Genomic DNA, 26,725 nt, shown 5'->3' with positions numbered 1-26,725 from the left:
CGGGGCTCGAGCCGATCGCCGCCGCGGTACAGGCCGTCGACGACTGAGCGGGCGCATCAGGCGACGGCCACGACCCCAGCCCGACCACCGAGGTGCTGTCCACCAACGGGGAACCACGCAAGATCCACTCAATGTGGGTCTGGGCTTATGTGGGCTGGCACCCTACACAGGCTTGCCACGAAATGCCCCGTCTGATGCTCCAGAGAAAGACCAGGCTTGATTCTCAGAAACCCTCGTATTCCGGTGCCACCCCTCATACGCCTCAACGAACCGCAGACACCACGCCCAGTCGACGACGCCGGCGATCCGGGCGCCTGCCGACCTTGGGGGCGGCACGGAACTCGACTTCCCCCTGGCGGCCACGTAGCTCAGCGCCGTTCCCGCCTCGGGCGCGACGCGGGCGATGCTGGCGGGACCCGGCCAGCAGTCCAGAGGCAGGCAGGGCGATATCTGCGGTCAGGATGTCGGCGCGCATTCCCGGACAGATCTTGCGTTTTCGCTCGCGACTGGTCAATATGTGGGCAATATCGGTCAGATTCGATCCGCAAGTGCGATCGGATCTGAGCGGTCTACTGTCACCCCCCGAGAACGCTTGAGGTGACCATGAGACGCACGGCTGCGGCGCTCGCGATGCTCGCGGCGCTGGTCGCGCCGACCGCCCTGACCCTCACCCCGGCGAACGCCGCCACTCCGAAGCCCCCGCCGGTATACCCCGAGGTCGGCCCGGGCACCGCCTTCCTCGACCACCGGGCGCTGCTGGCCGGATACGCCGAGCCGGAGTGGTACGAGGCGAACATCCCCTTCCTGGAGGTGCCCGACCGGGAGATCCAGGACGTCTACTACTACCGCTGGAGCACCTACAAGCGCCACATCCGCTACACCGACTCCGCGACCGGCGACATCATCACCGAGTTCCACAACGCCCCCGGCTACGCCGCGCCGCTCGGCGGCATCGTCGCGGCCGCCGGCCACCACGTGTACGAGGGCCGCTGGCTGCGCGACAGCCGCCCGATCGACGACTACCTCGCCTACTGGCTGCAGGGCCCCGGCAGCGGCCCCAAGCCGAAGGAGGAGTACCTCAACAAGGACACCGACGACTGGGCGCACCAGTACGCCTGGTGGGCGGCCGACGCCGCCTACCAGCGCTATCTCGTCACAGGCGACGCGTCCTTCGTCGAAGGACTGCTGCCCGGCCTGGTCCGCCAGTACGACAAGTGGGGCGGCCAGTACGACAAGGACCTGGGCCTGTACTGGTCGGTGCCGGTGTGGGACGCGATGGAGTACACCGCCTCCTCCTACGAGACCGACCCGGCCGATCCCTACCACGGCGGCGCGGGCTACCGGCCGACGCTCAACGCCTACCAGTACGGCGACGCCAGGGCGATCGCCGCCATCGCCCGGATGCGCGGCGACGGAGCCCTGTCCAGGACGTTCGAACGGCGGGCCGCCTCCCTGCGCGACGCGCTGCACCGCTACCTGTGGGACCCGGAGCGGCAGTTCTTCTACCACAAGGCCCGCGCCGACCTGGACCCGCAGCGGAAGCTGGTCTCCACGAGGGAGCAGATCGGGTTCGTGCCGTGGGCGTTCGGCATGGCCAAGCCCGGAACCGAGAAGGCGTGGGCGCAACTGCTGGACCCGCAGGGGTTCGCCGCGCCGTACGGGCCGACCACGGCCGAGCGGCGCAGCCCCTTCTTCATGCGGGACGCGCTCGGCGGCTGCTGCCGCTGGGACGGCCCGAGCTGGCCGTACTCCACCTCGACCACGCTCACCGCCATGGCCAACCTGCTCAACGACCGCGACCAGGACGTCGTCACCGCCGCCGACTACTACCGGGTGCTGCGCGGCTACGCGCTCACCCAGTACAAGGACGGCCACCCGTACATCGCCGAGGCGCACCACCCCGACGAGCCGCGCTGGATCTACGACGCGCGGGGGCACAGCGAGCACTACAACCACTCCACCTTCGACGACCTGGTGATCAGCGGCCTGATCGGGCTGCGCCCGCAGGCGGACGGCAAGGTCGTGGTGAACCCGCTGGCACCCGCGGAGTGGGACCACTTCGCGCTGGAGAACGTGCCGTACCACGGGCACAACGTGACGGTGCTGTGGGACCGCGACGGCACCAGGTACGGCCAGGGCAAGGGACTGCGCGTCTACGTGAACGGCAGGCTCGCCGCCGCGCGGTCCGCGCTCGGCGAGCTGACCGCCCGCGTGCCGGCCGCCGTCGCGCCCGACCGCTCCTCGCGTCCCGGCAACGACGCCGCGAATCCGTACGGAACCGGCTACCCCAAACCGTTCGCGTCGTACACCAACGGCATCGACAACGTGTGGGACGCGGTGGACGGGCGGATCTTCTACGACGACATCCCGCACAGCCGCTGGACCAACTACCGCTCCCCGAACCCGGAGGACCATCTCGGGGTGGACTTCGGCGTGCCGACCCAGGTGAGCGACGTGCGGTTCTACGCCTACGACGACGGGGGCGGGGTGCGGGCGCCGGCGTCGTACCGGCTGGAGTTCTGGGACAGGTCGGCGTGGCGGGAGGTGCCGGGCCAGGCGCGCACGCCGCGAGAGCCGGGTGCGGCGCTGAACCGGATCACGTTCCCGGCCCTGGCCACGACCAGGATCCGGCTGGTGTTCGGCAACCCGCCCGGCGCGTACGTCGGCGTCACCGAGCTGCAGGCGTGGTCGCCCGCCGCGGGCGACACCCGGCTGGACGCGGCCGTCACCGAGCAGGGCGTGCCCGCCGTGGTGACCGCCACCTTCACCAACGACGGCCGCAAGCCGGCCACGCAGGTCAAGGTGACGCCTGCCGTGCCGCCGGGCTGGTCGGCCGAGCCGCTCGGACACGCGGAGACGCCCGTGGTGCGGCCCGGCGGCCGGTTCGCGGTGCGCTGGCGGGTGACGCCGCCGCCCGGGCCCTCGCCACACCCGGACGCCTACCCGGTGCGCGCCTTCGCGACGTACGACCGGTCCGCGCGGGCCGCCAGCGCGTACGCGCACGTGGAGGTGCCGCTCGACCCCGCCTCCTATGCGAAGGTCGAGGCCCAGGACACGTTCACCGCTGACACCTCGGCGGGCTACACGGTGCACCAGCCCTTCAACGGCGAGGCCAAGCCGGCGACCACGGCCGGCGGCGGCCGGTTCGCGGGCAGCGGCGCGCAACCCTTCTTCGGGTTGATGGCGGGCCCGGCGGGGCCGTCGTCGGCCGAGGCGATCAGCGTGGTGACGGTCGGCTCGTTCGCCGGCACCGGCAGCCCGGAGGACAGCGTGTTCGTCGGCTGGGTCAAGGACCGGGACACCTACGTGACCGCGTGGTACAACAACACCCGCAAGCAGTCCGGCATCAACGTGCGGGTCGGCGGCCGCTTCCTGGACACGCCCGGCGACGCGCCGCTGACGCTCGCGCCGGGCGACCGGTTCGCGCTGGTGCTGTCCGGCGACACCATCACCTCCTTCGCCCACACGGGCGGCCGGTGGCATCGGCTCCGCACGGCCGGCATCGGCGCCACGCTGGCCACGCCGCAGGCCCGCGAGGGCTTCCGGTACGGCTTCGGCCTGCGCGCCACCTCCGGCACGATCACCATCGCCGGTTTGGAGGGCCGCGCCACCTGACCGCCGGCCGGTCCCGTCTCCGCACCGGGCCGCGCCGTGCGGTGGGATGTCGTCAGGCGGCCGTCTCCGGCAAACCCCACTCGATCGCGCGCAGGGAGTTCGCCACGATGGCCGCTGACGAGTGCATCACGAAGGTCGCCCGACGTCGGGTTCCGGTCAGGCTCCGGCGGCGTCGAGGCGGGCAAGCTGCTCCGCTGTGAGCTTGACGTCGAGCGCCGGTAGCGCCGCCTCGTACTGCTGGAGCGTGCGCGGCCCGATCAGCGGCACGATCTCCGGCGAGGTCTGGTGCAGCAGCCAGGCGAGGACCAGCGCGTTCGGGGTGACGCCGGTCTCAGCGGCCACCTCGGCGGCGACGGCGAGTCGGGCCTCGGCGTCCGGGCCCTGGTACGGGTCCATCACCCCGTGGCCTGCGCGCTTGGCGGGGCTGTCGTAGATGCCTTTGAGGATCGGCGAATAGGCGACCAGGGTCAGGTCGTCGTGTGCCTGCAGGTAGTCGAGCTGCTCGTCGTCCACGATGGACGCGTGCCGGAGCCCGGCCCGGCGCCGTAGGTAGGAGTGCTGCTGCTGGAGCGCCACCGGCGCCGGCCAGCCGTGCTGGGCGCACAACTGGCGGATCCGCTCCAACCGCCAAGTCCGCACGTTGGACCAGCCGATGTGGCGGGCCTTGCCGGCCTGGACGATACCGGCCAGCGCCTCCAGCGTCTCCTCCAGGGGGGTGGCGTGATCGTCGACGTGCACGTAGTACAGGTCGACATGGTCGGTGCCGAGCCGGCGCAGGCTGCCGTCGATGGCCTCGCGCAAGGTCTTCGCCCCGGCTCCGACGAACGTCCGGTAGGCGGCGTCCCAGTCAGGCCGGCCCTCGGACCAGACCGCGTCCAGGTCGCGTACCACGGCGCTGCCCTTGGTCGCGAGGAACACCTGCTCACGCCGCCCGGTCCTGGCCAACCAGCGACCCAGCAGCTCTTCGCTCTCGCCGCCGTAGCTCCCCCGGTTCTCCCACCAGCAGTAGCAGTCGGCGGTGTCCAGGAAATTGCCTCCGGCCTCGAGGTACCGATCGAGGATCGTGACGGCTTCGTCCTCCGGTGTCGCCGTTCCCATGATCATGCATCCCAGGGCGAGCTGACTGACCTGCTCGCCCGTACGGCCAAGCTGCACTGTTCTCACGTGATCTGCTCCCTTCTCGGTGCCACCGACGCTAGGAGCTGGAGCGCGCTCCAGGTCAAGGAAACGGGGAACGGGTCAAAGGCGCCGCCGCCGTCGGCAGATCAGGGCGGTGGTTTCGTGCTGGATGCGTACATGGCCGCCCAGGGACTCGATGGTGCCGTGCACCACCCGCAGCAGTGCCGCGAGCCGCTCGGCGCCGAGCCGGAGATGATCGCTCGACGTCGCGACGAGCCCGACCCACTGATCGGCGGTCAGAACGCGTTCCTGCCGGTAGACCTTCTCCTCGATCGGGGAGAACGCGTCGCGGCCGGAGAGCGGCACGCGTTCGGAACGGGTCGTGTCCCGTGGTCCCCAGACCCAGACGATCTCCGGCGCGTGCTGCGCGTACACGCGGGTGAACGCCGCGGCCACCGGCTCCTCGACCTGCGAGGAGTTCCAGAACCACGCCATGACGCCGTCGGTGGCCAGCACCCGTGCGGCCTTCGCGATGCCGGCGTCGGGGTCGATCCAGTGCCACGCGTCGCCGCAGGTCATGAGGTCGAAACGACGCCCCGCGTCATCCCAGGTCTCGAACGGGGCGACCTCCACCTCGACGCCGTGGCCCCGTGCGACGTTCGCCATGCGCTCGTCCACCTCGACCCCCAGCACCGCCAGCCCTCGTCCGGCCAGCGTCCGGGCCACTTTGCCGGTGCCGCATCCGACGTCGAGCACGCGGGTTGGATGGCCCGCCGTGAGTTCGTCGATCAGCTCGTCGGGGGACTCCGGGCGATATCGGTCGTACTGCTCGGCCACCGAGCCGAACGACGTGGCTCGTGCGCGGTCCAGATGGAGCTCGTGGGATTCCATGATCCGACGATATGAGAGCCCACGGGAAAGGATGCAGAAGGCTGTGCTGCGGGAACGCGCCACGTGCCGGTCGCCGCCCACCCCGAGCAAGTGATGGACTACTATCATTTTTGAAGGGCGTTTCCGGCACATCGGCCTCTCCAGGAGATGACATGAGCGATCCTGTGACTCTGCCCCTGCATATGCGGCGCACCGCGTTCGATCCGGTGCCCGAGCTCGCGAAACTGCGCGACAGCGCGGGCATCGAGCGGGTGCCCACGCCGTTCGGGCTCGAAGCCTGGCTCGTGACCCGCTTCGCCGACGTCAAGGAGATCCTCGGAGACGCCGAGCGGTTCAGCAACAGGCGCCCGCAGAACCTCCCGGCCCCCGGCATGCAGGGCCTGAGCCCCGAGCAGGTCGCGAAGATGCAGGCGGGCAACCTGCTGCTGTTCGACCCGCCGGAGCACTCCCGGCTGCGCAGGATGCTGACGCCGGAGTTCACCATGCGCCGCATGCGCCGGCTGGAGCCCCGCATCCACGACATCGTCAACGACCACCTCGACGCGATGGAGCGCGCGGGCTCGCCGGTCGACCTGATCAAGACCTTCGCGCTGCCCATCCCCTCGCTGGTGATCTGCGAGCTGCTCGGGGTCCCGTACGAGCACCGCGAAGACTTCCAGCAGCGCACCAACACGCTGCTCGACATCTCCAGGTCCCCCGAGGAGCGCACAGCGGCCTCGCTGGAGTCGCGTGCCTACATGTCCGAGCTGGTCGCCCGTGCCAAGGCCGAGCCGGGCGAGGACATGCTCGGCATGCTGGTGCGCGAGCACGGCGACGATCTGTCGATCGACGAGCTCGCCGGCATCTCCAGCCTGTTGCTCCTGGCCGGCCACGAGACGACCTCCAACATGCTCGGGCTCGGCACTCTGGCCCTGCTGCGCCACCCCGACCAGCTCGAACTGCTCATGAAAGAACCCGAGCGGATCGGCGCCACGGTGGAGGAGCTGCTGCGCTGGCTCAGCATCGTGCACTCGGGCGTGGCCAAGGTGACCACCACCGACGTGGAGGTCGCGGGACAGCACATCCCGGCGGGCGATCTGGTCATGCTGGCGCTGCCCTCGGCCAACCGCGACCCGAAGTACATCTCCGACCCCGACCGCTTCGACATCACCCGCGGCGAGATGGGCCACGTCGCCTTCGGCCACGGCGTGCACCACTGCCTCGGCGCGCCGCTGGCCAGGATGGAGCTGCGCATCGCCTTCCCCGCCCTGTTCGAGCGCTTCCCCGGCCTGCGCGAGAGCGGCGCCCCCGCCGAGTTCCGCTCCTTCCACATCGTCTTCGGGCTGACCAGCTTCGAAGTCGCCTGGTGAACCCAGGGCGCGTCGGCTGCTAGCGTTCACATGTGCACGAGCAGCGACAGCGAGCCGACGCGCTGCGTAACGCGGACAAGATCGTCCGGGCCGCCATCGCGAGTCTGCGCGAGCACGGCCCGGACGTGTCACTCGAGGAGATCGCCCGCTACGCCGGCATCGGCAGCGCCACCGTCTACCGCAGGTTCGGCGACCGCGACGGCGTGATCAGGGCGGCCTTCCAGACATACTTCGCCGAAGAGGTCGAGCCGCTGGTCCTGGCCGCGCGCGACGCCGACGACGCCGGACGGGCGCTGACCGAGGCGCTGACCGCCTCGGTCGAGACCCTCGCGGCGCACCGCGCCCTGCTGCGGGCGGCGCGCATGTCGGGGGCGTTCACCGTCGACATCGCCGTACGGTTCATGGGGCCGCTGGGCGTCGTGCTGGCCAGGGCCCAGCGGCAGGGCGCGGTACGCCACGACCTGATCGTCCGCGACCTGGCCGCCATCCTGGTGATGGCGCTGGCCACCATGCATTCGGGTGACCCCGAATGCGGAGATCTCCGCCGCTACCTGGCGCTGCTGCTGTCGAGCCTGCGGCCGTCGGACGACGAACTGCCGGCCCCCTCCGCCCGGTCGCACCACATCCTCGACTCCTCCCTGACTTCGCGACAGATCGGACACTGAACCCGCCTGATCCCGACTGTGAAGGCGGCTGGACATCATGGCCCGCACCGCGCGCCTCCGGGAACGTCACTCCAGCCGGGCCGCGGCCTCCAGCGGCTCGGACGAACGGAGGAAGCGCAGGTCCTCCATGACCAGGGCGACATCGGTGGCGCCGCCGCGGCGGAGGGCCGGGGCCAGCGCGTCCAGGTCGGACCAGCGCGACGGGCGCAGGTGGACGCGGTAGCCGTCTCCGGCGGGCTCCAGGGTGAGGGCTGCGCCGATGGCGAGCCTGCTCTCCGGGAGGTGGGCCGCGGTCGCTCCGGCGGCTCGTTCCAGGGCGGTGACCGAGGTGACCCCGGAGGCGATGGGCAGGGTCGTGTCCGGGCCGGTGACGTGTTCGTGCAGGTCACGCAGGCGGGCGGCGGCGGTCGTACGGGCGGAATGGTCCTTCTTGGGCAGGCGGTCGGCCAGGAGCCTCGCGGCGCGGGCGATGTGACCCAGCGGCGGTACGGACGGACGCTCGCCGAGCAGGGCGATCAGCGCCTCCAGGGCGTCCTCGGCGCCGGAGGCGAGGGTGACCCACTGCTCGGTGGTGAGCGGGGTGAGCCTCGGGTGGCGTTCCGTCCAGTACGCGACCGCCCGGCCCAGGTCGGGGCCCGTACGCCAGAGGTCGGCGGGGTCGTCGGGCATGAGCAGTTCGACGACTTCGACGGCCTCGTCGGTGCTGGCGAGCGCCTCCAGGGAGAGCGCGGCGATGCGCAGTTCGATCTCGGTCAGGTCGAGTTCGCGGGCGCGGGCGGCGTCGCCCTTGCGGAAGGCGGCGAGGCGGCCCCGCGCCCAGCCGTCCGGCCAGGAGAGCGTGCGGGCCGAGGTGGACAGCAGGATCAGGCACTGGGCCGGTGACAGGCCGGTGGCCTCGGCGAACACCCGTACGGTCGCCTCCCGGTCCACGGGCGGCGGACCGCTCTCGGCGATCAGGTCGAGCGCCCGCCGGAGCCGGTCCGGGTCGCCCCAGCCGCGGCAGGTTCGCAGCTCGACGGCGCGGTTGCGGGTGAACAGGAGCGGGTCGGGGCCGTCCGGGGTGTGGAGGAGCGCCGTGACCGCGTACCCGTGCCCCACCTGCTCGTGGTCGGCGACGGCGGCGGCCGAGATGGGGCCGCGGCCCGAGCGGATCTGCCCGAGGTCGTACTCCGGGCGCAGCCGGGCGACGTGCCAGGCGCCGTCGGTACGGAGGAGTTCGGGGACGGCGGCCAGTTCCAGAAGTCGCGCGCGCCCGCCGCCGTTGCCCCACGCGGCCTCCAGGACGGCGGCGCCGAGGCGGCCCAGCGTGTTCTCGACCCCCTTGACGGCGGGGGCGTCGAATATCGCGATCTTCTTGTCGTACGGCACATCGACGGCGGCACGGGTGAAGTGGACGATCCTCTCGTACGCGGACTCAGGCCCCGGATCGTCCGGCTCGGGGGACTTCTCGGACCGGACGGCGGGTGCCGCGGAGGCGGGCGCCGGGCGCAGGTGGGGCGGCGGGGTCAGCGCCAGGCGTTCCAGCAGGGCGAACGCGCGCTCGCGGCATTCGACGGCCGTCCACACCAGGAACGTGGCGCCCTTCCACAGCGACTCGTCGGTGATCTCCGGCAGGAGCGGGTGGAGCCGTCCCGCCAGCTCGTCGCGGGCGGCGTCCTTCTCCGCGTACCCGCTCTCGGGGTCCAGCACCCGCATGAGGTCGGCGGCGAGCGCGGCGTCCGCGACGTCGATCAGGGCCTGCGCCTTCTTCTCGTCGACGGCGCGCAGCGCCCTGGATCCTTCGGGGTCGCGCGGCCGCATCGCCGACCACCGGCCGGGAGGCGCGACCAGGCGGGTCCCGGACGCGTAGCGGTGGTGCTCAACCGTGCTGATGTTCTCGGCGCCGTCGTGCTCGGGCACCCTGCCCCAGCCGCGGACGTAGCGGCCGATGGTCCGCCCGGCCGGGTCCCGCAGCTCGATGATCCGGCCCTGGCCGCGCCACACGGTGGCCTCGGCGCCACCGGGGAAGGCGACCCGTTCGCCGTCGGCCGGTACGACGCGGCGGGCGGCGGGGTGCGCGCTGCCGTGCGGGCAGTGCGGGCCGCCGTGGTCCAGCACGGTCACCCGGCCGTTCACGGCGATCAGGCAGCGGTCGTAGAGGTCGCGCGCCTCGGTCCGTTCGTGGGACCGGCTGGAGACGGACTCGTACGTGCCGAAGCCGTGGGACGGGCCGACTCCATCCGGTGTGACGACGGAGGCGCGGAACTTGTGCTCCCAGAGCCGGCCGGACTCGATCAGGAGCAGGTCGGTGCCGCTCTCTTCCAGGTAGTCGGTGATGGTGTTGACGTGGCCGGGGACGAAGGCGGGCAACTCCAGTTCGTCGAGGACGCCGCCGCTCAGCGTGGTGGCGAGGGCGCGGGCCGGGTCCGTCCCGGTCGCGATCGTCCGGACGCTGTCCAGGAGAGGGCCGGGGATTCCGGCGATGGTGAACCGTTCGGCGTCGCACAGGGCGGCGTGCGCGTCCGGAAGCCCTTGATCTGGGACCCGCTCGGCATGCTCGGCCAGGATGGCGGCGACGATCTGCGCCGTTCCCGGTGTCGCGGTCAGAGCCCGTATGGTCTCGGGGGCGGTCTGCTTCGGGACGGCGGGCTCGGTGACGTTGAGCTGGTTGGTCACGTTGCCCGCGATCGCGTCGCGCAGCAGCGGAGCCCAGTCCGGGTCGGCGGCGACGGCGCCGAGGTCGGTGCCCGCTCCGGAGGCGAGCCGGTCGTACAGCTTGAACGTGTGCAGCAGCCGGGGCCGCGCGAGCGGGACGCCGCGGTCCAGGAGGAGATCGAGGAGCGGGAGGTCGGCGGCGGTCTCCTCCCAGCGGTTGACCTCGTCCTCGTCCGCTCCCAGTACCGCCTCATGGTCGTCGCAGGTGAGGCCCTCCGCGCGCAGCCGCGTACCGGCGTCGTGCAGGAGGTCGCCGAGGCCGGCGACGGGGAGTGCGAGCCCCGCGTACAGCTTCAGGAAGCGGCCGAGCCAGTCCTTCACCGCCGCCCCCGCCGGCCCGGGGGACGTGCTGAACGGGGCGGTCAGGCCCGCGCCCGCGAGGTTGCCGAGGAGGAGCGACACTGCCGCGCTCTTCGCCTTGGGGGTGTCCTTGGCGGGCAGCGGCAGGATGCCGAGGAGCGCGCGGCCGATGCCCGCGTCCGCCCGTGCCATCGGGCCGAGCAACGGAAGGACGAACGTCCAGAGGGCCTGCGGTGCCGACTCCATGCAGCCGCTCTCCAGCAGGGCCCGTACGGCGCGTTCGTCCTCGGGCCCGCCGAGCGTGTGCCCGGCGGCCTTCGCCGGCGCCGCCCAGCCGTCGGCCAGGGCCAGCGCGCCGTCCGCGCCGTCCGGGACTTCCTCGCACCACGCGGTGAGCAGGCTGCGGTGCCAGCGGTACGCGTCGGGGGCGGGATGGCGGGCGGCGAGCCGCTTGCCGTGCTTCTTGAGCGTGGCCGTTCCGGCGGCGTCCGGTCCCGCGGCGAGGTGCGCCGCGACGAGCGCGGCCTCGTCGACCGGCAGCGCGTGCGCGTCCTCGGCGGCGCGGGCCTTCTCGAAGAAGGCGGCGGCGAAGCGGTCGCTGCCCGCGGCGGCCATGATCCGCGCGCACTCCTCGTAGAACGGCGGCAGCAGCTCGGGCGCGTGCGTCTCCAGGTCGTCGCCGGTACGGGTGAGCGCGGTGCGCGCGAGGCCGGGCTTGCGCGCGGCCAGGCCGCGGGCGGCCCGCAGGTCGGTGTGCGCGGCCAGGATGCGGGCGCGGTGCGCCGGGTACCAGAGCAGGGCGGACGCGAGGAAGCCGAGCGGGCCCGCGTGCACGGTGCCGACGCCGGTCTCCGCCACCGGGTCCAGGTCGTACAGCGACTTCTCGGCCTTGTCGCCGTCGACGGCCGCGCGCCGGACGAGTTCGACGACCGGCTCGTCCAGGACGGAGTGCTCGTAGCGGACGGCGACGCACGTGTCCTCGTCGGAGCCGGCGGGCGCGCCCGGCAGCACCGCCCCGGCGCGCAGCAGCACGTCGCGCGTCGGGCCGGTGATGCCGGAGGGCACCACGGTGCCGGGCTCGCCTTGGTGGGCGTCGCAGTAGTGGGAGTACGCCTCGGCTGCCTCCACCACCGGCTCCGTCTCGTCCACGGTGCGGTCCGCGTACAGAGCCATGAGAATGCGGACGCCCTCGGACCAGGCGATGTCGCCGATCTCCCGGCCGCCCGCGGTGAAGCTCAGCCACTCCATGTAGGCCGGGCTCATCGGCCCGCTCCAGTGCAGGTCGATCTCGATGCCGAGCGGCTCGGGCGCGTGCACGGTGAACCGCGCCCTGTCCCCCTTGATGCGCCCGCCCAGCTCGTGCACGCGGCGCTCGAACGCGGCGCCGCTCTCGTAGTGGGCGTCCACGTATCGGAAGGTGTCGACCACGCCGAAGGTACGGTCCATGCTCGCGGGACGCGTCCACACCTCGCGGCGTACCTGCTCGACAACCTGCGTGAGGTTCCGTCCCCGCCAGATGGGCAGCTCGTCGCCGAGCAGCAGCGGGTGCGGGATCGCGAAGGCGTCCGCGCCCGTCCACGCGCCCTCGCGCAGGAGCGCGCAGCGGCCGAGGTCGGGCGCGCCCTCGATGATCGGAGCGATGACCAGGCCGGTGAGCGTCTCGCGCCACACCGGGTCGTCCCACACGGCCGCGAACACCGCGGCTGGGACGGGCAGCGACCGCACCATCCAGGACTCGACCCGGTCGTGCACCGCCCGCGCGTGCTCGCCGAGCCGGTCGCAGAGGGCGGCGAGCCGTACCGCGGCCGGATCCTTCCCGACGTTGGCGGGCACCTTGGCCAGCACGCGGCCCGCGGCCGTCCGGCAGGCGAGCACCGGCCGCCGCGTCCCCTCGACGGTGAGCTCGTGGCCCGTCGCGATCCCGATCCATCCCATGGGACGCCATTCTTGATCATCCCTACGACATTCTGCGGAAAACGGATGATTTATCCGTAGCGGCGGGGGCGGCCGCGCGGTGATCCGGGCCGCGTGCCGCGTGGCGCTCATGGCTGGAGGTCAGCGCTGTGACTTCACGGCGCTGATTCTCAGCGGTCCCCCACGAGTTCAGGGTGCATCGGCCAGGGTTTGCAGTCTCGTGTTCGCGGCTTGGTGAACCTCCGGGGCCAAAGGATCGTCGGCCAGTTCCAGAAGGCGCGAGCGGACCCGGACAGTGTCCTGTGCTCTCGCACAGGCGGCCTGCTGGACTGTGGGTTCGCAGTCGTCAAGCCCTTCGATTGCGATAGGCGCGGCCTCCTGTGGCGCACATCCCTGAAGCCCGACCAAGAATGCCTCCCGGGCCAGTGAGTGAACAGTGCCCTCCCAGAGGGCCACGAGTTCGTCGACGGCCTCGCGAACTCCCAGCCGTCCCATGGCTCGGGCCGGGAGCTCGGCCGCACACCACTCTTCGGACGCGACGGCGCGGCGCAGCGCGGCCAGCAGTACCGGTGCGTCACTTTGGTCTCCGACCTCTGCGAGCACGCGCTCCCCGAACGCGGCCAGCGTGTCGTCGCCGCTGCCGATCCAGGCGCGGGCTTGTGGCAGAGCCCCGGTCCCAAGGTGGCGCAGGGCCTGCGGCACGCCCGGGGTCCACCCCGCGGCGTTACGCAGTCCCGGGTCTGCTGCGAATTCGAGGATGATCATATCGCCGCGCCTGCCCAGCTCCTCCAGCGCCCATCGGCGCGCGGGACCACCGGCAGTGACGAGCCGGACCAGATCGCCAGGTTCGGCGTGTTGGAGGTTTGGTCTGACCGGCCTGTGAGAGCGGGACGCCTGTAGCTCCTCGACGATGCGCCTCACCTGTGGCTGGGACCGCGCGAACGTCGTCCACGGTTCCATGTCGCACCAGATCGCCTGCGCGAGCTGGGCGTTGTCGCGGACGGCAATGACGTCGTCGGCGAGCCCGTCCCAGAGAGCGGGAAGTTTCATGACCCCGCTGTCCCCGATCGCCTCCAGCGCCAAGGACCAGTGTCGCCCCTCGACTGCGTACCTGCGCAGTATCGTCGCCGCGTCGCCGCGGCCGACCCATGGCAGCAGGGCGAGGACCTGCAAAGCGAGCCCGACCGGCTCTTCATCATCGCCGTCGTAGTCGAAAAGGTGCTGCTCGATCGGCGCCAGCGGCAGGCTGAGCCGGCCGATCAGACCGGCGAGATAGCTGTCACGCTGGTCTACCTGCCGGTCCCATCGCGTGTCGGTGATCACGCACTCGTACACCGTGTCGGCGGCGCCGGATTCAGCTGAGGCACGGCGTGCCGCGAGGCCGCGGCCTCGCTGGAGTTGCCCGCGGAACGAGGCCGGGCTGTCGTATGCATATACCGTCATCAGGATGCAGTATCCCGATGGCCACGGCCCGGCACGAGTGAATATCGCCAGGCAGAAGAGCGTAGCCGCCTGGCTACTGAGCCGCGCGTGTTGGTGTCATGACTATTGCGGACATCAGGCACACTCTTCGAGCCGATCGACCACAGCCGGTTCGGGTACGCGCGCGTCTCCACCCGTGGCCAGATCCTCGAAGTCCAACTGGCCGCTCTCGTGGCGGCCGGAGTCGCGCCGGGCAACGTCTTCGTGGTCAGCAAAGAGGGCAGGCACGGCGGCCGTCGGCCGGTCATCTCGAAGGATCTCCCGCCGCGCCCTCTACAACGCGTTCAAGGCCCACGACGCCGAACAAGCCGAGCCCGCATAGGCACCCGAGCAGCACGTTCGCACGGATTCAGTTCTCACCCCTACCTCAGGCGACCGTGGGAATCCGTGACCTGCGGGCGCGCGGCAAGGCCGATGATCGTCTGCATGTCCTTCCATCGGGTCGCGTACGGCCACGTTGAGCCGGGGTCAGCTCGTTCCCGGCCGGGTGAAGCCCATGGGGGTGCGGCTGTAGGGGGCGATCTTGACTTCGGAGCCCGGTCTGGGCGCGTGGATCATTGTGCCCTTCTCGGGGTCGAGCACGATGCCCACATGGTCAGCGGTGCCGTCACCGTTGTTGTCGAAGAAGACAAGGTCTCCGGCCTGTACATTGCCATCAGGGATGCGCGGTCCGCGCAGCCACTGGTCGTTCGCGACCCGGGGGATGGCGGTCCCCGCGGACTCGTACGCGCGCAGGGTCAGTCCGGAGCAGTCGAAGGAGCCGGGTCCTGTCGCTCCCCACACGTAAGGGTCGCCGATCTGCTTGAGGGCGTAGTCGATGACGGCCTGGGCACGAGGGTTGGGCGCCAGGTTGTGGGCGTTCGGCGGGACGGCCAGCGAAGGCGCGCCCCCACCGCCGCCCCCTCCACTGCCTCCGCTGCCGCCCGCCCCGTTGACGCCGTTCCCGATGCCATCGCCGGGCGGCAGGCCGTTGCCGTTGCCGTTGTAGGACGCCAGCTGCGTCTTCGGGGTGTGCGGGCGGAAGTCCGGGTCGGGGATCCAGGGCATCTTGGCCTTGTTGCCCGGAACGAAGTCTTGATCGCCGGGAGCGGGGATGCCGGTGAAGAACCGCACCTCGCCGAGGTATTTGCCGATCTCGCTGGTGGCCTGACCGAGTGCCTCGGCGGCCTTGTCCGTGTGCACCTTGGCGCGATCGAGGGCGTTGGACACCTGGGACCGGATGCTCGTCATCGAGATCGTGGTGCTGTCGGGGTCGTTGCGCTGCTCGTCCAGCCAGGCGCGTTTCTCCCGGTAGAGGGCTTGGACCTCGCCCTTGGCCGTCTCCAGTGCGCTCCCGGCGGCATCCAGCTTGCCGGCGCAGCTGGTCAGGGCCTCACTCAGTGCCGTACCGGACTTGGGATATCTGGCCATGTACTTGACGAAACTCTCGGCGGCGGCGCCGTTCCACGCGCTGTCCACCCGGTTGACCGCGCGTTTGATCACGCCGTTCTCTGTGGTGATGTCGCCTGCCAGCGTTCGCCATTGCCCCGAGATCTTGGAGATCTGGGCCTGGTCGCCGCTCAGGTCGTCGATGACGCGCTGGATGGGGCTGAGGTACTGGTCCCAGATGTCCGTCAAACCTGCTCCGTCCGGGGAACGCTGGGGAGATCGGCCGTGCGGACGTTGGTGACGACCTGGTGGATGGCCGCCTCGACCTTGGTCAGGTTCTGTTGCGCGTGGCGTATCTCGGCGTCGATCTTCACTTCGAAGTCGTTGACGGCCTTGGCGAGCTTGTCAGAAACGTTCTCCAGACCGCCGAAGCAGGAGGTGCTGACGCTCGTGGGGCCGTCCTCCGCCGCACTCTTGAACTGGTTCGCGACTCCCTTGGCCTTGGTGGCGCACTCTTCGAGCGTGTCGAAGTAGATCTCAAACCCTGCCACGTGAGTCACGCCTCTACTGTCAGATCAACATCAACCGCCCGACAATCTAACACCCCTGGCCTCTTCGCCCGGCTGCGATCTCAGACCGTACGGCACCGCTTCGCCCATCTGACCCGCCGCTACGCCGAGGCGGAGATGCTGCCGAGCAGCGGTCGGGTGCCGGTGATCGCCCGGCCGGCAGCCGTACCTGCGCGAGCCAGGCCTGCCGCGAATGGTCAGGGGTACGTTCCTGGATGGCAATCCGGCGGCGATCGAACGCCGGCGTCAGGATGTCCGGGTCGCGATCGGGCTGCTGTAGGACACGTTCTTGCCTCCCACGAACGGCAGCAGGCGCTCCGTCTCCTGCTCCAACGCGGCCCGGTCGGTCGCGGTCAGAGGGCGGAATGGCGTGAGGTGCAGGGTTTCGCCTTCGAGAGACCAGGTTCCGTGCACGTGGCCGTCCACGAGGAAGGTGGGCCGTACCTGTGCCTGGCCGGGCATCACGTGTTTGCGGTCCTCGTTGCTGATGATGCGGGTCCGGTCGGCGTGGCCGAGCAGGGCGTTGTCGAAGGCGGGCAGCAGTCGCACGGGGGCGGGCGTGTCGGGGTCGGGCAGTTCCGCGTCGGCCAGGTCGATCAGTTCCCTGCCGTCGGGGTCGCGGTAGTGGCGCAGTTCGGCGCGCATGCCGGAGACGATCTCGCCGAGGCGGGTCAACCCGGACCAGGCCTGTACGTCCATGATCCCGGCTGGGCCGAACGCTGCCAGATAGCGGCGGATGAGGTCCTCGGCGGTCGCCGGAACCATGGGCCGGCCGAGCCAGGTCTCGGCGGGCGTGACGCAGACGGCCGACCGGGTGCCCCAGGAGCCCCACGTACCGGTGGCCGGGTTGTGGACGAGGGGGGTCCTGAGCTCGATCTCCCCGGCGAGGACGCGCCCGTCGCGGTCCGGGTGGCGTTCGGCCAGCCGCCGGGCCAGTTCCTTTCGCGGTGTCGTCCCGCCCGCCAGCAGCTCAAGCCCGGTGGCGACCAGTGAGGCGGTGTCCAGGCCCGCGCTGTTACGGGCGAAGTAGGGCGAGCGGGCGGTGCGGTCGAGGACGGGCTGCAGCAGCGGCCGCAGCCGGCGGAAGTCGTCGGCCGCGGCGAGGTGCTGGGTGCTGCGGAGCAGGCCGGAGCGGACCACCCTCCGGTCCTGCAGCAGCGTGGTGAGCTCGGAGTGGGTGAAGCCGCGGATCCTGCTCCACAGCCCGACGTAGGGCCAGTTGGGCTCTTGAGCCTGCATCGCGACCAGGCGCCCGATCACCTCAAGCGGGGTGTGATCGGTGCGGGCCAGCAGGAACTGGCGGTCCAGCAGGGCCCGGTTCAGGGCCCTGTTCGAGAGAGTCGTCATGACAGCCGCACCGAGACATTGCCACGGTAGGAGCCCTGGAGCAGGGACAGGAACGCCTGCGGCACGTCCTCGAGTTCGCCCTTGATGACCGTCTGCGGGTAGACGAAGCGGCCCTCGCCTAGCCAGGTGCTGAAGTGTTCCCGCCAGGCGGCGATCTGGTCGGGGGTGTGGTAGCAGGAGAACGGCAGCAGCTCGATGCCCCTGGCCTGGGCCGCGGCGTGGTCGGGCGTGGGGAAGCGCTCGGCCGCGTCGCCGAGCTGGCTGGACAGTGAGCCGCACAGCGCGAACCGGGCGCCGGGCCTGGTCACCTGCAGCGCGGCCTGGTACTGCTCGCCGCCCACGACGTCGAAGAACACCGAAATGCCCTCGGGTGCGAGTTCTCGGAGCCGGTCGACCGGCGAGCCGTCGTGATAGTCGAACGCGGCGTCGTAGCCGAGCTCGTTCACCAGATAGTCGACCTTGGCCGGGCTGCCGGCGCTGCCGATCACCCGCGCCGCGCCCAGGCACTTGGCGATCTGCCCGGCCAGCGAGCCGACCCCGCCCGCCGCACCGGAGACGAACACCACGTCGCCCTCGCCGACGCCCGCCACGTCGGCCATCCCGTAGTAGGCCGTCGGCCCCTGACCGAGGTAGTAGCCGGGGTCGGCGATGGGGTCAAGCTTGGTGTACTGGGCGGCCGGGCCCGCCGAGTACTCGCTCCAGCCGGTCATCGACTGGACCAGGTCGCCAACCGCGAGCTCGGGGCTGTCGGACCGGACGACGGTGCCGATGGCGGCAACCCCCACCCGCCGGCCCGGCTGCCAGGCCGGTACCGGGATGGTGCAGTCCGCGCGCATCAACTCCAGGTAGGTCGCGGCGAGCCCGACCTGGTCGGTCCGCACCACGACCTCGCCGTCCACCTCGGTGGTGGCGACGGTGAAGTGGTCGAGCGTGGGGGTGCCGGCGATCTGTGCGGTCAGCTGGATCTCACGGGTGATCATTTCTTGGTCCTTAGGTCGGTACGGCCTTCGAAATCGACTCTAAACAGGCTTCCGGTCACTTTTTGACCGGAAGTCGCGCGAGGATGGCGACATGGCGAACACCAGCTCACGGACCCTCCGACTGCTCTCGCTGCTGCAGACCCACCGCCACTGGCCCGGCACGGAACTGGCCGAGCGGCTCGGGGTATCCGAGCGGACCCTGCGCCGCGACGTCGACCGGCTGCGCGAGCTCGGCTATCCGGTCAGCGCGGCCCGGGGAACCGACGGCGGCTACCAGCTCGCGCCCGGCGCAGTCCTGCCGCCGCTGCTGCTGGACGATGAGGAAGCGGTGGCTCTGGCGGTGGGCATCGGCGACGCGGCGCAGAGCGGGATCGCCGGGATGCAGGAGGCGTCGCTGCGTGCGCTCACCAAGGTGATCCGGGTCCTACCGCCCCGGCTGCGGGCCAGGGTGGACGCCCTGCGGGAGATGACCCTCTCCGTCGCCGCGGCCGGGCCGGTCGTCGCGGCGCAGGTGCTCACCGCAGTCGCCCAGGCCTGCCGCGACCAGGAGCGGCTGCGCTTCGGCTACACCGCCAGAGCCTCCGCCCCCACCCGGCGCGAGGTCGAGCCGCACCGCCTGGTCGCCCTCGGCGGACGCTGGTACCTCGTCGCCTACGACCTGACCCGGCACGACTGGCGCAGCTTCCGCCTCGACCGGCTGACCGAGCCGGCCGGGACCGGCACGCGGTTCCGGCCGCGTCCACTCCCGGCCGAGAACGCCGCGGCCTTCGTCCAAGCGGCCAGCGGGGCCCCGGCGCCGTACACGGTCCAGGCGCTCGTCCACGCCCCCGAGACCCGGGTACGGCAGGCGATCGGCCAGTGGGGCACGATCGAACCGCTCAGCCAGAGCACCTGCCGGATCACCATGACCTCGACCTCCCTCGATTGGCCGACACAGGCGCTGGGCAATGTGGGCGCCGAGTTCGAGGTGCTGGGGCCGCCGGAGTTCGCCGCGCACGTCCAGGAGTGGGGCGCCCGCTTCATCCGGGCCACCGGCGCGCCCGACACGCCGTCCGTGCCGTAGCCGGGAGGCATCCTCGTCAGCGCGAGCGAGTCGCCGCAACGGTGGCGGGGCGATCGTCAACACCTCCAGCATCGGCAACCGCCGCGGTGAGCCGGGCGCGCGACGGCATCCGGGTGAACGGCATCACCCCCGGCGGCACCGCCTCCCAGGCGCCGCCGCGAGTGTCGTCGGCTCGGAGTCCTCGTCACCGAAGGTGATCGTGTCCACCGTGCCGGCGGACGCGCGGGCGGGCAGGGTGGGGGCATGGGGTTCAGGCCGCGGTGTCGAGGTCCTGGTAGCGAATGCGGTGCAGCAGGGGGACGCCGGTCACCAGGCGTTCGAGCTCGTCGGCGACCGCCGCGCCCATCCGGGCCAGCTCGTTGCCCTGCGAGCCGGCGATGTGCGGCGTGAGGAAGACGTTGGGCAGCTCGAACAGCGCCGAGTGGACGGGCAGCGGTTCGGGCGTGGTGACGTCGATGACGGCAGAGATGCGGCCGGTCCTGAGCTCGTCGATGAGGGCTTCGGTGTCGATCAGGGAGCCCTGCGCCGTGTTGATGAGGACGGCGCCGTCGGCCAGCAGGGCGAGCCGGTCACGGTCCAGCAGGTGGTGGGTCTCGGGGGTCGCGGGGGCGTGCAGGCTGACGATGTCGCTGGTGGCCAGGAGTTCCTCGAGGCCCAGGCGGGGTACGGGGGCGGCGGTGGCGTACGGGTCGTACAGGCGGATCTCGAAGTCGTGCCGTGACAGGTGGGAGATGACCTGCCGGCCGACGCGGGAGGCTCCGACGACGCCGACGCGGCGGCCGTAGTTGCCGGAGTCCGGCACCACGTCGGCCACGGTGAACGTGCGGTCGGCGCGGTAGCGCTCGCGCCGCCGGAACGCGCCCTTGCCGGCCAGCAGGATCGCGCCGAGCGTGTACTCCGCCACCGGGACCGCGTTGGCCTGGGCCGCCGACGTGACCGCGATGTCCCTGTCCCAGACCGCCTTGGTCACGTGTGCCTTCACGCTGCCGGCCGCGTGCAGGACCGCCCTCAGCCTGGGGGTGGCGCGCAGGAAGGCGTCGTCCAGCGGCGGGCAGCCCCAGCCGGTGATGAGCACCTCCAGCTCCGGCAGCAGCGCGGCGGCGCGCGGGTCGTCCAGGCTCTCCGCGGCGAAGGCCGCGTCGACGTCGGCGTGCCGCTCGATCCGGTCGCGGACGGCGGCCGGGAAGAGCCGCGGAACGTACACCTGGCGCATGGCGAGCAGGGCCTTCGGGCGGCGATGGGTCACAGACGGGTCCCCCGTGTTCAGCAGGTGTGGCGGTGGTTACTTGAGGCTGCCGAGCGTGATCCCCGAGCGCCAATAGCGCTGCAGGGAGATCATCAGGGCGACCATGGGGATCAGCGAGATGATCGAGCCGACGACGACCAGGCCGGTGAGGTCGGTGGAGTTGTCCACCTTGACCTTCAGCCACGAGTACAGGCCGAGCATGACCGGCCACTTGTACTGGTCGCGCAGGTAGACCAGTGGGCCGAAGAAGGAGTTCCAGGACCCGACGAAGCCGAGCAGGAAGATCGTCGCGGCGCCGGTGGACATGAGCCTGGCGCCGATCAGGAAGAAGATGCGGTACTCCCCCGCGCCGTCGATGCGGGCGGCCTCGAGCAGTTCGGGCGGGATGGCGCCTTCGGCGTAGACCTTGGCGAGGTAGACGGAGAAGGCGCTGAAGAAGCTCGGCACGATGATCGCCCACGGTGTGTCGATCAGGCGCAGGTCCGTGTAGAGCAGGAAGGACGGGATCGTCAGCAGCGCGCCCGGCACCAGGAACGAGCCGATGATGGCGCCCATCATGACACCGCGCCCGCGGAAGCGGTACATCGCCAGGCCGTACCCGCAGGCCACGCTGACCAGGGTCATGCCGGCGGTGCCGGCCAGGCCGTACAGGAGCGTGTTGCCCATCCAGGTCAGGAAGATCCCGCCCTGGTAGGTGAACAGGCCCCGCAGGTTGTCCCAGAGCCGGAACTCGGCGAACCACAGCGCGTTGGTGGTGTACAGGTCGGACTGGCTCTTGGTGGCGGCGACGACCAGCCACCAGACGGGCGCCACGGAGTAGACGGTGAAGGCGACCAGGCCGGTGATGACCGCGACCCTGGTCCTGGCCTTGTGCGGCCGGGTGTGCCGTCCGGCCGGCGTGGCGGGGGCCGGCGCGGCGGGACGCTTCGCGGTGGTGGCGGTCGTCATGAGGTGGGTGCCTTGTCGGTGAGGCGGTAGAAGACGGCCGAGGCCGCGCCGACCACGAGCGCCAGGATGACGGACAGGGCGGCGGCGTAGTTGAAGTCGCCCTGCGCGAAGGCCCAGTCGTAGATGGCCATGATCGGCGTGAAGTCGCGGGTGATGGTCTCGGGCGTCATCGAGCGGAAGAGCATGGGGTCGCTGAAGATCTGCAGGGTGCCTATGATGCTGAGCACGGTGGTCAGCACCAGCGAGCGGCGGATCATGGGCACCTTGATGGACCAGGCGATCCGCGGCTCGGAGGCGCCGTCCACGCGGGCGCTCTCGAAGATCTCGCGCGGCACCGACTGCAGGTCGGCATAGACGATGAGCATGTTGAAGCCGATGGCTCCCCAGGCCACGAGGTTGCCGATGGACACCCAGATCAGCTCGCCGCTGTAGAAGTCGGCGTCGATGCCGAGCAGGGCGAAGAACGGGGTCAGCGGGCCGACGTCGGGGCTGTAGAGGTAGATCCAGATCAGGGTCGCCACGATGCCGGGGATCATGTACGGGATCAGCAGCGGCAGCCGGAAGCGCGCGGCCACGCGCCGCGAGGCGGCGTCCAGGAGCAGCGCCATGACGACGCTCACGATCTGGATGAGCGGGATGCCGATGGCCGCGAAGAGACCCACGCGGCCCATGCCCGCCCAGAACTTGGCGTCGGCGATGCCGCGCAGGAAGTTGTCCAGCCCGGCGAACTCGACCGTCTTCGGGCCGAAGCCGAGGCCCGAGCTCTTCTCGGTGAACACGCTCTCCCGCAGCGCCAGCACGATCGGCACCACGCTGAACAGCACGAACCCGAGGAAGAACGGGATGGTGAACGAGGCGCCCTGCAGCGCGGCGGTGCGCCGCCACGCTTTGGGGCTCGCGGTGATGGCCATGACGTTCAGCCCCGCACGTTGATGTTCTTCGACCTCAGGTCGTCGACGGTGAACTTCTGCATGTGCTCGAGGGCCTGGCGGACGGTGATCTCCTTGGTGACGATCTTGGCCCACTGATCCTGGAGCTCGGAGAAGACGCCCGTGAAGTTCGGGCCGACCACCCAGGGGTCCCGGCCGGACTGCGTCGCCTTGAGAATCACGCCCCTGGCTTCGCCCTTGCGCTCGCCGAACAGCTTCTCCGGCACCACCGAGTCGATCCAGGGAGACGGGTCGGGAACGGCGCCGGGCCAGGCGTACTGCCTGGTGTCCTGCTGGTAGGAGGCGTCGATGGCGTCCTTGCCGGTCGTCATCCACACGCCGGCCTCGACGGCCTCCTTGATGTTCGGGCAGCCCTTGGGCACCAGCAGTGCGCCGCCGTGGGCCGGGGTCACGAACGCGGGGGCGTCGGCGAACTGGGGCAGGTCGATGGGCTGCCAGTCGCCCAGCGACTTCTTGTAGTTGAGCTCGTAGTTGCCGAGCTGCCACGTCGAGGTCGGCAGGGAGACCATCTTGCCCGAGTCGAAATAGCTGATCAGCGCGGGCCGGTCCTGGTAGGTCTGGTTGGCCACCAGGCCGTCGTCGACCAGCCGCTGTACGACGTCGGCGGCCTTGAGCGACTGCGGCGACAGGAAGTCCACCTTCCAGCTGTCGCCCTCGATCGCGTACCACGACCCGCCGGCCTGCTGAACCAGGTTGATCAGGGTGGAGGGGTCCTCGCCGGCGAGGTTCATCACGTAGACGCCGTGCTTCTTGAACTCCTTGCCCGCGGCGATCACGTCGTCCCACGTCTTGGGCACCGCGACGCCGTGCTTGTCGTACACGGCCCGGTTGATCATCATGAACGACGGCGCGAAGCCGGTCGGGATGCCGTAGAAGCGGTCGCCCGCCTTGGCGCCCGGGAAGGATGCCTCGTTGAACAGGCCCTTCGTGGTGTACGGCTGGAAGACCTCGGTGATGTCGGCCAGCAGTCCCTCACCGACCAGACCGGGCACCTCGCCGAAGGCCTTCACCAGGCAGGGCACATCCTGTCCTGCGGCGACGACGTTGCGCAGGTTGGCCGCGGTGCCGGGATTGTCGGCCTGCTTGACCACCTTGAGCTTGATGTGGTCGTGGGCGGCGTTGAACTTGGCCACGACCGGGTCGAGGAACTTGCTCTCGTCCCACGACCACCAGGTGAGGGTGACCGGCCCGGTGCCCGCGCCCGCCGTGGCGGCGGGCTCCTGGGCGGTGGGCTCCGGGGAGCCGCAGCCGGTCAGCACGACGGCCATCGTCAGGCCGGCGGCGAGGGCGCTCGTTGGGATGCGGTTCACGGCACCGCTCCTTCGCAGAATAGGGGGCGGCTATAGAAAGCGTTGTCTACGGAGACCGTAGAACCCCCTTACCGTGAGGGCAAGATTTCAGGCGGATAAATTTCCCATTACGCCAGATGTCCCTGGTGAAGGCACGGTGCAGCGCTGTCGCGCGGCGGCGTCTCGCGCCGAGAACGCTGTCTACGCCGGGGACGGCCGGTCGGCGGACCGGCGGATGACGACGTGGGCGCCCAGCATCTGATGCTGCTCCGCCCTGCCCGCGGGCCGGTCCAGGGCGCTGCGCACGGCCGCGCGGCCCAGCTCTTCGTACGGCACGTGGACGGTGGTCAGGCCGGGACGCAGATCGGCGGCCAGGGGGATGTCGTCGTAGCCGACGATGGAGACGTCTTCGGGGACGCTGAGACCCGCGTCGAAGACGGCGGCCATCGCGCCGCCGGCGATCACGTCGGTCTCGGCGAAGATCGCGGTGAAGTCGCGTTCCCCCCGCAACCGGGCGCTGACACGCTCGTAGCCCGACGCGCGGGTGAAATCCGTGCCGAGCTCCAACAGGCTCTCGTCCACGGGGCAGCCGAGATCGCCCATCGCCCGGCGGAAACCGGACAGCCGTCCCGCCGTGGTAGTGAACGTGGAATCCCCGCCCACGTAAAGGATCCTGCGGTGGCCACGGCCGACGAGGAAGCTGGTCAGCGCGTAGGCGCCGCCCTCGTTGTCGTACTCGACGACGGTTACCGGGGTCCCGTCCCCCAGAGGCGGGCGGCCGCACAGGACCAGCCGCGAACCGGAGGCGTCGAGCGAGCGGGCGATGTCGGCCATCCGGGCCCGGTAGGCGGCGTTGTCAGTGGCGCCGCCGATCAGGAACACCGCGGCGGCCCGCTGCTCGCGCATGAGCTGGATCGCGGCCAGCTCGCGGACGGGATCTCCGTCGGTGGTGGCCACCAGGCAGATGTGCCCACGGCGCGCGGCCTCCTGCTCGACGCCGTGCACAGCCTCGGCGAAGGCCGCACCGCGCACGTCGTTGACGATGAAGCCGACCGTGCGGGCCGATCCGCCGCCCAGCACGCGGGCGTGGGTGTTGGCGACGTAGTTCAGCTCCTCGATCGCCCGTTCCACCCGCGACCGGGTGGCCTGGGCCACCGGATAGTTGCCGGCCACCACGCGCGAGACCGTGGACAGCGAGACGCCGGCGAGCTCGGCCACATCCTTGATCGTGCTCTGGCGGTGCTCGGGGTCGTCGAGCGCGTCGTTCCTTCGTCTGGCCACCTCACCAGTGTAGAGAACGTTGTCCGTACGTGGTCACCACGATGACGCCGCACGCGTCTACCCTCCGGTCGACTCGCGGGCGACGACGGAGAAGCGGCTGATGAACTCGCGCGCGACCTGCTTGTTCTTCACGTTCTCCGCGATCCGCTTGGCCAGGAACCCGACGGCCGTGCCGGCCATGAGCGCATGGTCGGGATCGACGGACGACAGCGACGGCACGAGGTAGGCGCCCTCGGCGATGTTGTCGAAGCCGATCACCTTGACGTCCTGCGGGACGCGGATTCCGCAGTCGGCCAGGCCGCGCAGCGTCCCCATCGCGACCGTGTCGGTGACGCAGAACACGCCGTCGAACGCGACCCCGGAGCCGGCCAACCGGCGCGCGGCGGCCGCTCCCGTCTCCATCGTGAGCGCGTCGATGGGGACCACCAGCTCGGGATCGAAGGGTAGCCCCGCCTCTTCCAACGCCTCGCGGTAGCCGTCGTGGCGCAGGCTGGAGACGTCGACTTCGCCCCGCTGCGGGCCGTCGACGACCGCGATGCGGCGGCAGCCCCGCTCGATGAGGTGCGCCGTGGCAGCCCGCGCACCCTCGACATTGGGCATGGCGACGTGGTCCACAGGGCCGTCGAAGATCCGCTCCCCCAGGATCACCACCGGGAAGTCGACCTTGAGCAGGTCGGTGTCGGCCGGGCCGAGCCCGACGGTGCTGAGGATGAGCCCGTCGTAGAGGCGGTTGCGCGACAGGGCCAGCGCGGCGAGCTCCCCCTCGCGCGAGGCGCCGGTCTGCTCGATGGCCACCTTGAGATCCCGCTTCGCCGCCGCCGCGATGATCTTCGCAACGAGCTGGCCGTAGTACGGGCGGTCGATCTCCGGGACGGCGAGCCCGATGGTCCCCGTTCGCCCGGTGCGCAAGTTACGCGCCGCCACGTTGACCCGGTAGTCGAGCTCGTTGATGGCCCGCAGCACGCGCTCGCGCGTCTCGGTCTTGACGTGCGGGTGGTGGTTGATGACGTGGGAAACGGTCATCGGCGAGACCCCGGCGGCCTTCGCCACGTCCTGTATCGTCACCACCTCGACATCCTTTCACGGCCTCGACCCTTGACACTGCCGTCGGTGGTCGGGTGGAGCCGGTAGCGGTCCTGCGCCACCGGGAGGGATCGGCGCCCCAGCGCCGAGGGCGGTTCAGCCGCCGACCGGCCGACCCGGACGTCATGAGACTCTGCTTGTATCGATACAACTCGCATAGGGACGTCTCAGGAAAGCGTGTGAGCCGTCCAGGAGACCGGAGGCAGCTCCACCGTCACGACACCGTCGGTGAACGCGGCGAAGTCGTTCTTCGTCAGGCCGACTCAGGTCTGGCCGGCGAGGGTGTTCTTGGCGTACACGTCGTCGTCGTGCAGCGTCAGCGCCTGCGCGACGGCCGTGAGCCCCAGTGACGTCACGTCGATCGTCACCGCCACGGACGCCTGGCGGTGGGTACCGGCCGCGGAGACCCCAATACCAAGCACGGCGCGGTCCTGCCGCTGCTCGTCAGCGAATACGAACGGCTGGCCGGCACGCAGTTCCCTTCATAGAAAACGTTCGCTACGAAACCATAGGCTCTTCGAACCGGCGAACCCAAACACTTACCCTTTTCTCGAACAGATCTCATCTCATCG

Annotated in this window: 19 protein-coding genes; 4 read left to right on the top strand and 15 right to left on the bottom strand. The window is 70.7% G+C overall.

Annotation, left to right across the window (positions count from 1 at the left end):
- The first annotated feature begins 603 nt into the window (after positions 1 to 603).
- A complete protein-coding gene (locus ACWDRB_RS62910) occupies positions 604 to 3,615 on the top strand; it encodes an MGH1-like glycoside hydrolase domain-containing protein (protein ID WP_449911581.1) in 3,012 nt (1,003 codons plus the stop codon).
- Between the two features lie 156 nt (positions 3,616 to 3,771).
- Here ACWDRB_RS62910 and ACWDRB_RS62905 read toward each other — a convergent pair whose 3' ends face one another.
- Complete coding sequence (locus ACWDRB_RS62905) at positions 3,772 to 4,779, bottom strand: aldo/keto reductase (RefSeq protein WP_449911579.1); 1,008 nt, start codon at positions 4,777 to 4,779, stop codon at positions 3,772 to 3,774.
- Between the two features lie 75 nt (positions 4,780 to 4,854).
- On the bottom strand, positions 4,855 to 5,625 hold the full coding sequence (locus ACWDRB_RS62900; RefSeq protein WP_449911577.1) for a class I SAM-dependent methyltransferase: 771 nt from the start codon (positions 5,623 to 5,625) through the stop codon (positions 4,855 to 4,857).
- Positions 5,626 to 5,777: 152 nt separating this feature from the next.
- Here ACWDRB_RS62900 and ACWDRB_RS62895 point away from each other — a divergent pair, with 152 nt between their 5' ends.
- Positions 5,778 to 6,974: a cytochrome P450 gene (locus tag ACWDRB_RS62895; RefSeq protein WP_350730796.1), complete on the top strand. Its 1,197-nt coding sequence runs from the start codon at positions 5,778 to 5,780 to the stop codon at positions 6,972 to 6,974.
- Between the two features lie 32 nt (positions 6,975 to 7,006).
- Complete coding sequence (locus ACWDRB_RS62890) at positions 7,007 to 7,639, top strand: TetR/AcrR family transcriptional regulator (RefSeq protein WP_364254610.1); 633 nt, start codon at positions 7,007 to 7,009, stop codon at positions 7,637 to 7,639.
- Positions 7,640 to 7,705: 66 nt separating this feature from the next.
- Here the strand turns inward: ACWDRB_RS62890 and ACWDRB_RS62885 are convergent, their stop codons facing one another.
- The 6 genes from ACWDRB_RS62885 to ACWDRB_RS62860 form a co-directional block, all read right to left on the bottom strand.
- Positions 7,706 to 12,568: a DUF4132 domain-containing protein gene (locus ACWDRB_RS62885; RefSeq protein ID WP_449911574.1), complete on the bottom strand. Its 4,863-nt coding sequence runs from the start codon at positions 12,566 to 12,568 to the stop codon at positions 7,706 to 7,708.
- A gap of 168 nt (positions 12,569 to 12,736) precedes the next feature.
- Positions 12,737 to 13,870, bottom strand: a complete 1,134-nt coding sequence (locus tag ACWDRB_RS62880) for a hypothetical protein (RefSeq protein ID WP_449911572.1) — start codon at positions 13,868 to 13,870, stop codon at positions 12,737 to 12,739.
- Between the two features lie 627 nt (positions 13,871 to 14,497).
- Positions 14,498 to 15,646 carry a bifunctional WXG100 family type VII secretion target/C40 family peptidase gene (locus tag ACWDRB_RS62875; protein WP_449911570.1) on the bottom strand — a complete coding sequence of 383 codons (1,149 nt, stop codon included), beginning with the start codon at positions 15,644 to 15,646 and terminating at the stop codon, positions 14,498 to 14,500.
- Positions 15,643 to 15,948, bottom strand: a complete 306-nt coding sequence (locus ACWDRB_RS62870; protein WP_350730805.1) for a hypothetical protein — start codon at positions 15,946 to 15,948, stop codon at positions 15,643 to 15,645. Before ACWDRB_RS62870 ends, ACWDRB_RS62875 begins: the two co-directional genes overlap by 4 nt.
- Before the next feature lie 264 nt (positions 15,949 to 16,212).
- Entirely contained in the window at positions 16,213 to 17,313 is a 1,101-nt protein-coding gene (locus ACWDRB_RS62865; protein WP_449911568.1) for a winged helix DNA-binding domain-containing protein, read from the bottom strand.
- Complete coding sequence (locus tag ACWDRB_RS62860) at positions 17,310 to 18,293, bottom strand: zinc-binding dehydrogenase (RefSeq protein ID WP_449911566.1); 984 nt, start codon at positions 18,291 to 18,293, stop codon at positions 17,310 to 17,312. Before ACWDRB_RS62860 ends, ACWDRB_RS62865 begins: the two co-directional genes overlap by 4 nt.
- 91 nt (positions 18,294 to 18,384) lie before the next feature.
- On the opposite strand from ACWDRB_RS62860, the gene ACWDRB_RS62855 reads away from it, so the two are divergent.
- Complete coding sequence (locus ACWDRB_RS62855) at positions 18,385 to 19,356, top strand: helix-turn-helix transcriptional regulator (RefSeq protein ID WP_449911564.1); 972 nt, start codon at positions 18,385 to 18,387, stop codon at positions 19,354 to 19,356.
- A 250-nt stretch (positions 19,357 to 19,606) separates the two neighbouring features.
- Here ACWDRB_RS62855 and ACWDRB_RS62850 read toward each other — a convergent pair whose 3' ends face one another.
- The 7 genes from ACWDRB_RS62850 to ACWDRB_RS62820 all read right to left on the bottom strand — a co-directional run bounded on the left by ACWDRB_RS62850 (position 19,607) and on the right by ACWDRB_RS62820 (position 26,575).
- Positions 19,607 to 20,602, bottom strand: a complete 996-nt coding sequence (locus tag ACWDRB_RS62850; protein ID WP_449911562.1) for a hydroxyacid dehydrogenase — start codon at positions 20,600 to 20,602, stop codon at positions 19,607 to 19,609.
- 36 nt (positions 20,603 to 20,638) lie between these two features.
- Positions 20,639 to 21,550, bottom strand: a complete 912-nt coding sequence (locus ACWDRB_RS62845) for a carbohydrate ABC transporter permease (protein ID WP_449911560.1) — start codon at positions 21,548 to 21,550, stop codon at positions 20,639 to 20,641.
- The gene (locus ACWDRB_RS62840; protein WP_449911558.1) at positions 21,547 to 22,461 is read right to left on the bottom strand and encodes a carbohydrate ABC transporter permease; all 915 of its coding nucleotides are present in this window, start codon (positions 22,459 to 22,461) and stop codon (positions 21,547 to 21,549) included. Before ACWDRB_RS62840 ends, ACWDRB_RS62845 begins: the two co-directional genes overlap by 4 nt.
- A 5-nt stretch (positions 22,462 to 22,466) precedes the next feature.
- Positions 22,467 to 23,810 carry an ABC transporter substrate-binding protein gene (locus ACWDRB_RS62835; RefSeq protein ID WP_449911556.1) on the bottom strand — a complete coding sequence of 448 codons (1,344 nt, stop codon included), beginning with the start codon at positions 23,808 to 23,810 and terminating at the stop codon, positions 22,467 to 22,469.
- A 180-nt stretch (positions 23,811 to 23,990) separates the two neighbouring features.
- The gene (locus ACWDRB_RS62830; protein ID WP_449911554.1) at positions 23,991 to 25,070 is read right to left on the bottom strand and encodes a LacI family DNA-binding transcriptional regulator; all 1,080 of its coding nucleotides are present in this window, start codon (positions 25,068 to 25,070) and stop codon (positions 23,991 to 23,993) included.
- Between the two features lie 57 nt (positions 25,071 to 25,127).
- Positions 25,128 to 26,138 carry a LacI family DNA-binding transcriptional regulator gene (locus ACWDRB_RS62825; RefSeq protein ID WP_449911552.1) on the bottom strand — a complete coding sequence of 337 codons (1,011 nt, stop codon included), beginning with the start codon at positions 26,136 to 26,138 and terminating at the stop codon, positions 25,128 to 25,130.
- A gap of 278 nt (positions 26,139 to 26,416) precedes the next feature.
- Complete coding sequence (locus ACWDRB_RS62820) at positions 26,417 to 26,575, bottom strand: hypothetical protein (RefSeq protein ID WP_449911550.1); 159 nt, start codon at positions 26,573 to 26,575, stop codon at positions 26,417 to 26,419.
- Positions 26,576 to 26,725 lie beyond the last annotated feature (150 nt).

This window comes from Nonomuraea sp. NPDC003707, assembly GCF_053587055.1.
This window is presented reverse-complemented; position numbering and strand designations above follow the sequence as displayed.

What these genes read in the sequence shown, in the direction of transcription:
- ACWDRB_RS62910 (WP_449911581.1), top strand. Translation starts at nt 604, where the DNA reads ATGAGACGCACGGCTGCGGCGCTCGCGATGCTCGCGGCGCTGGTCGCG.
- ACWDRB_RS62895 (WP_350730796.1), top strand. Translation starts at nt 5,778, where the DNA reads ATGAGCGATCCTGTGACTCTGCCCCTGCATATGCGGCGCACCGCGTTC.
- ACWDRB_RS62845 (WP_449911560.1), bottom strand. Translation starts at nt 21,550, where the DNA reads ATGACGACCGCCACCACCGCGAAGCGTCCCGCCGCGCCGGCCCCCGCC.
- ACWDRB_RS62885 (WP_449911574.1), bottom strand. Translation starts at nt 12,568, where the DNA reads ATGGGATGGATCGGGATCGCGACGGGCCACGAGCTCACCGTCGAGGGG.
- ACWDRB_RS62855 (WP_449911564.1), top strand. Translation starts at nt 18,385, where the DNA reads ATGGCGAACACCAGCTCACGGACCCTCCGACTGCTCTCGCTGCTGCAG.
- ACWDRB_RS62840 (WP_449911558.1), bottom strand. Translation starts at nt 22,461, where the DNA reads ATGGCCATCACCGCGAGCCCCAAAGCGTGGCGGCGCACCGCCGCGCTG.
- ACWDRB_RS62900 (WP_449911577.1), bottom strand. Translation starts at nt 5,625, where the DNA reads ATGGAATCCCACGAGCTCCATCTGGACCGCGCACGAGCCACGTCGTTC.
- ACWDRB_RS62860 (WP_449911566.1), bottom strand. Translation starts at nt 18,293, where the DNA reads ATGATCACCCGTGAGATCCAGCTGACCGCACAGATCGCCGGCACCCCC.
- ACWDRB_RS62865 (WP_449911568.1), bottom strand. Translation starts at nt 17,313, where the DNA reads ATGACGACTCTCTCGAACAGGGCCCTGAACCGGGCCCTGCTGGACCGC.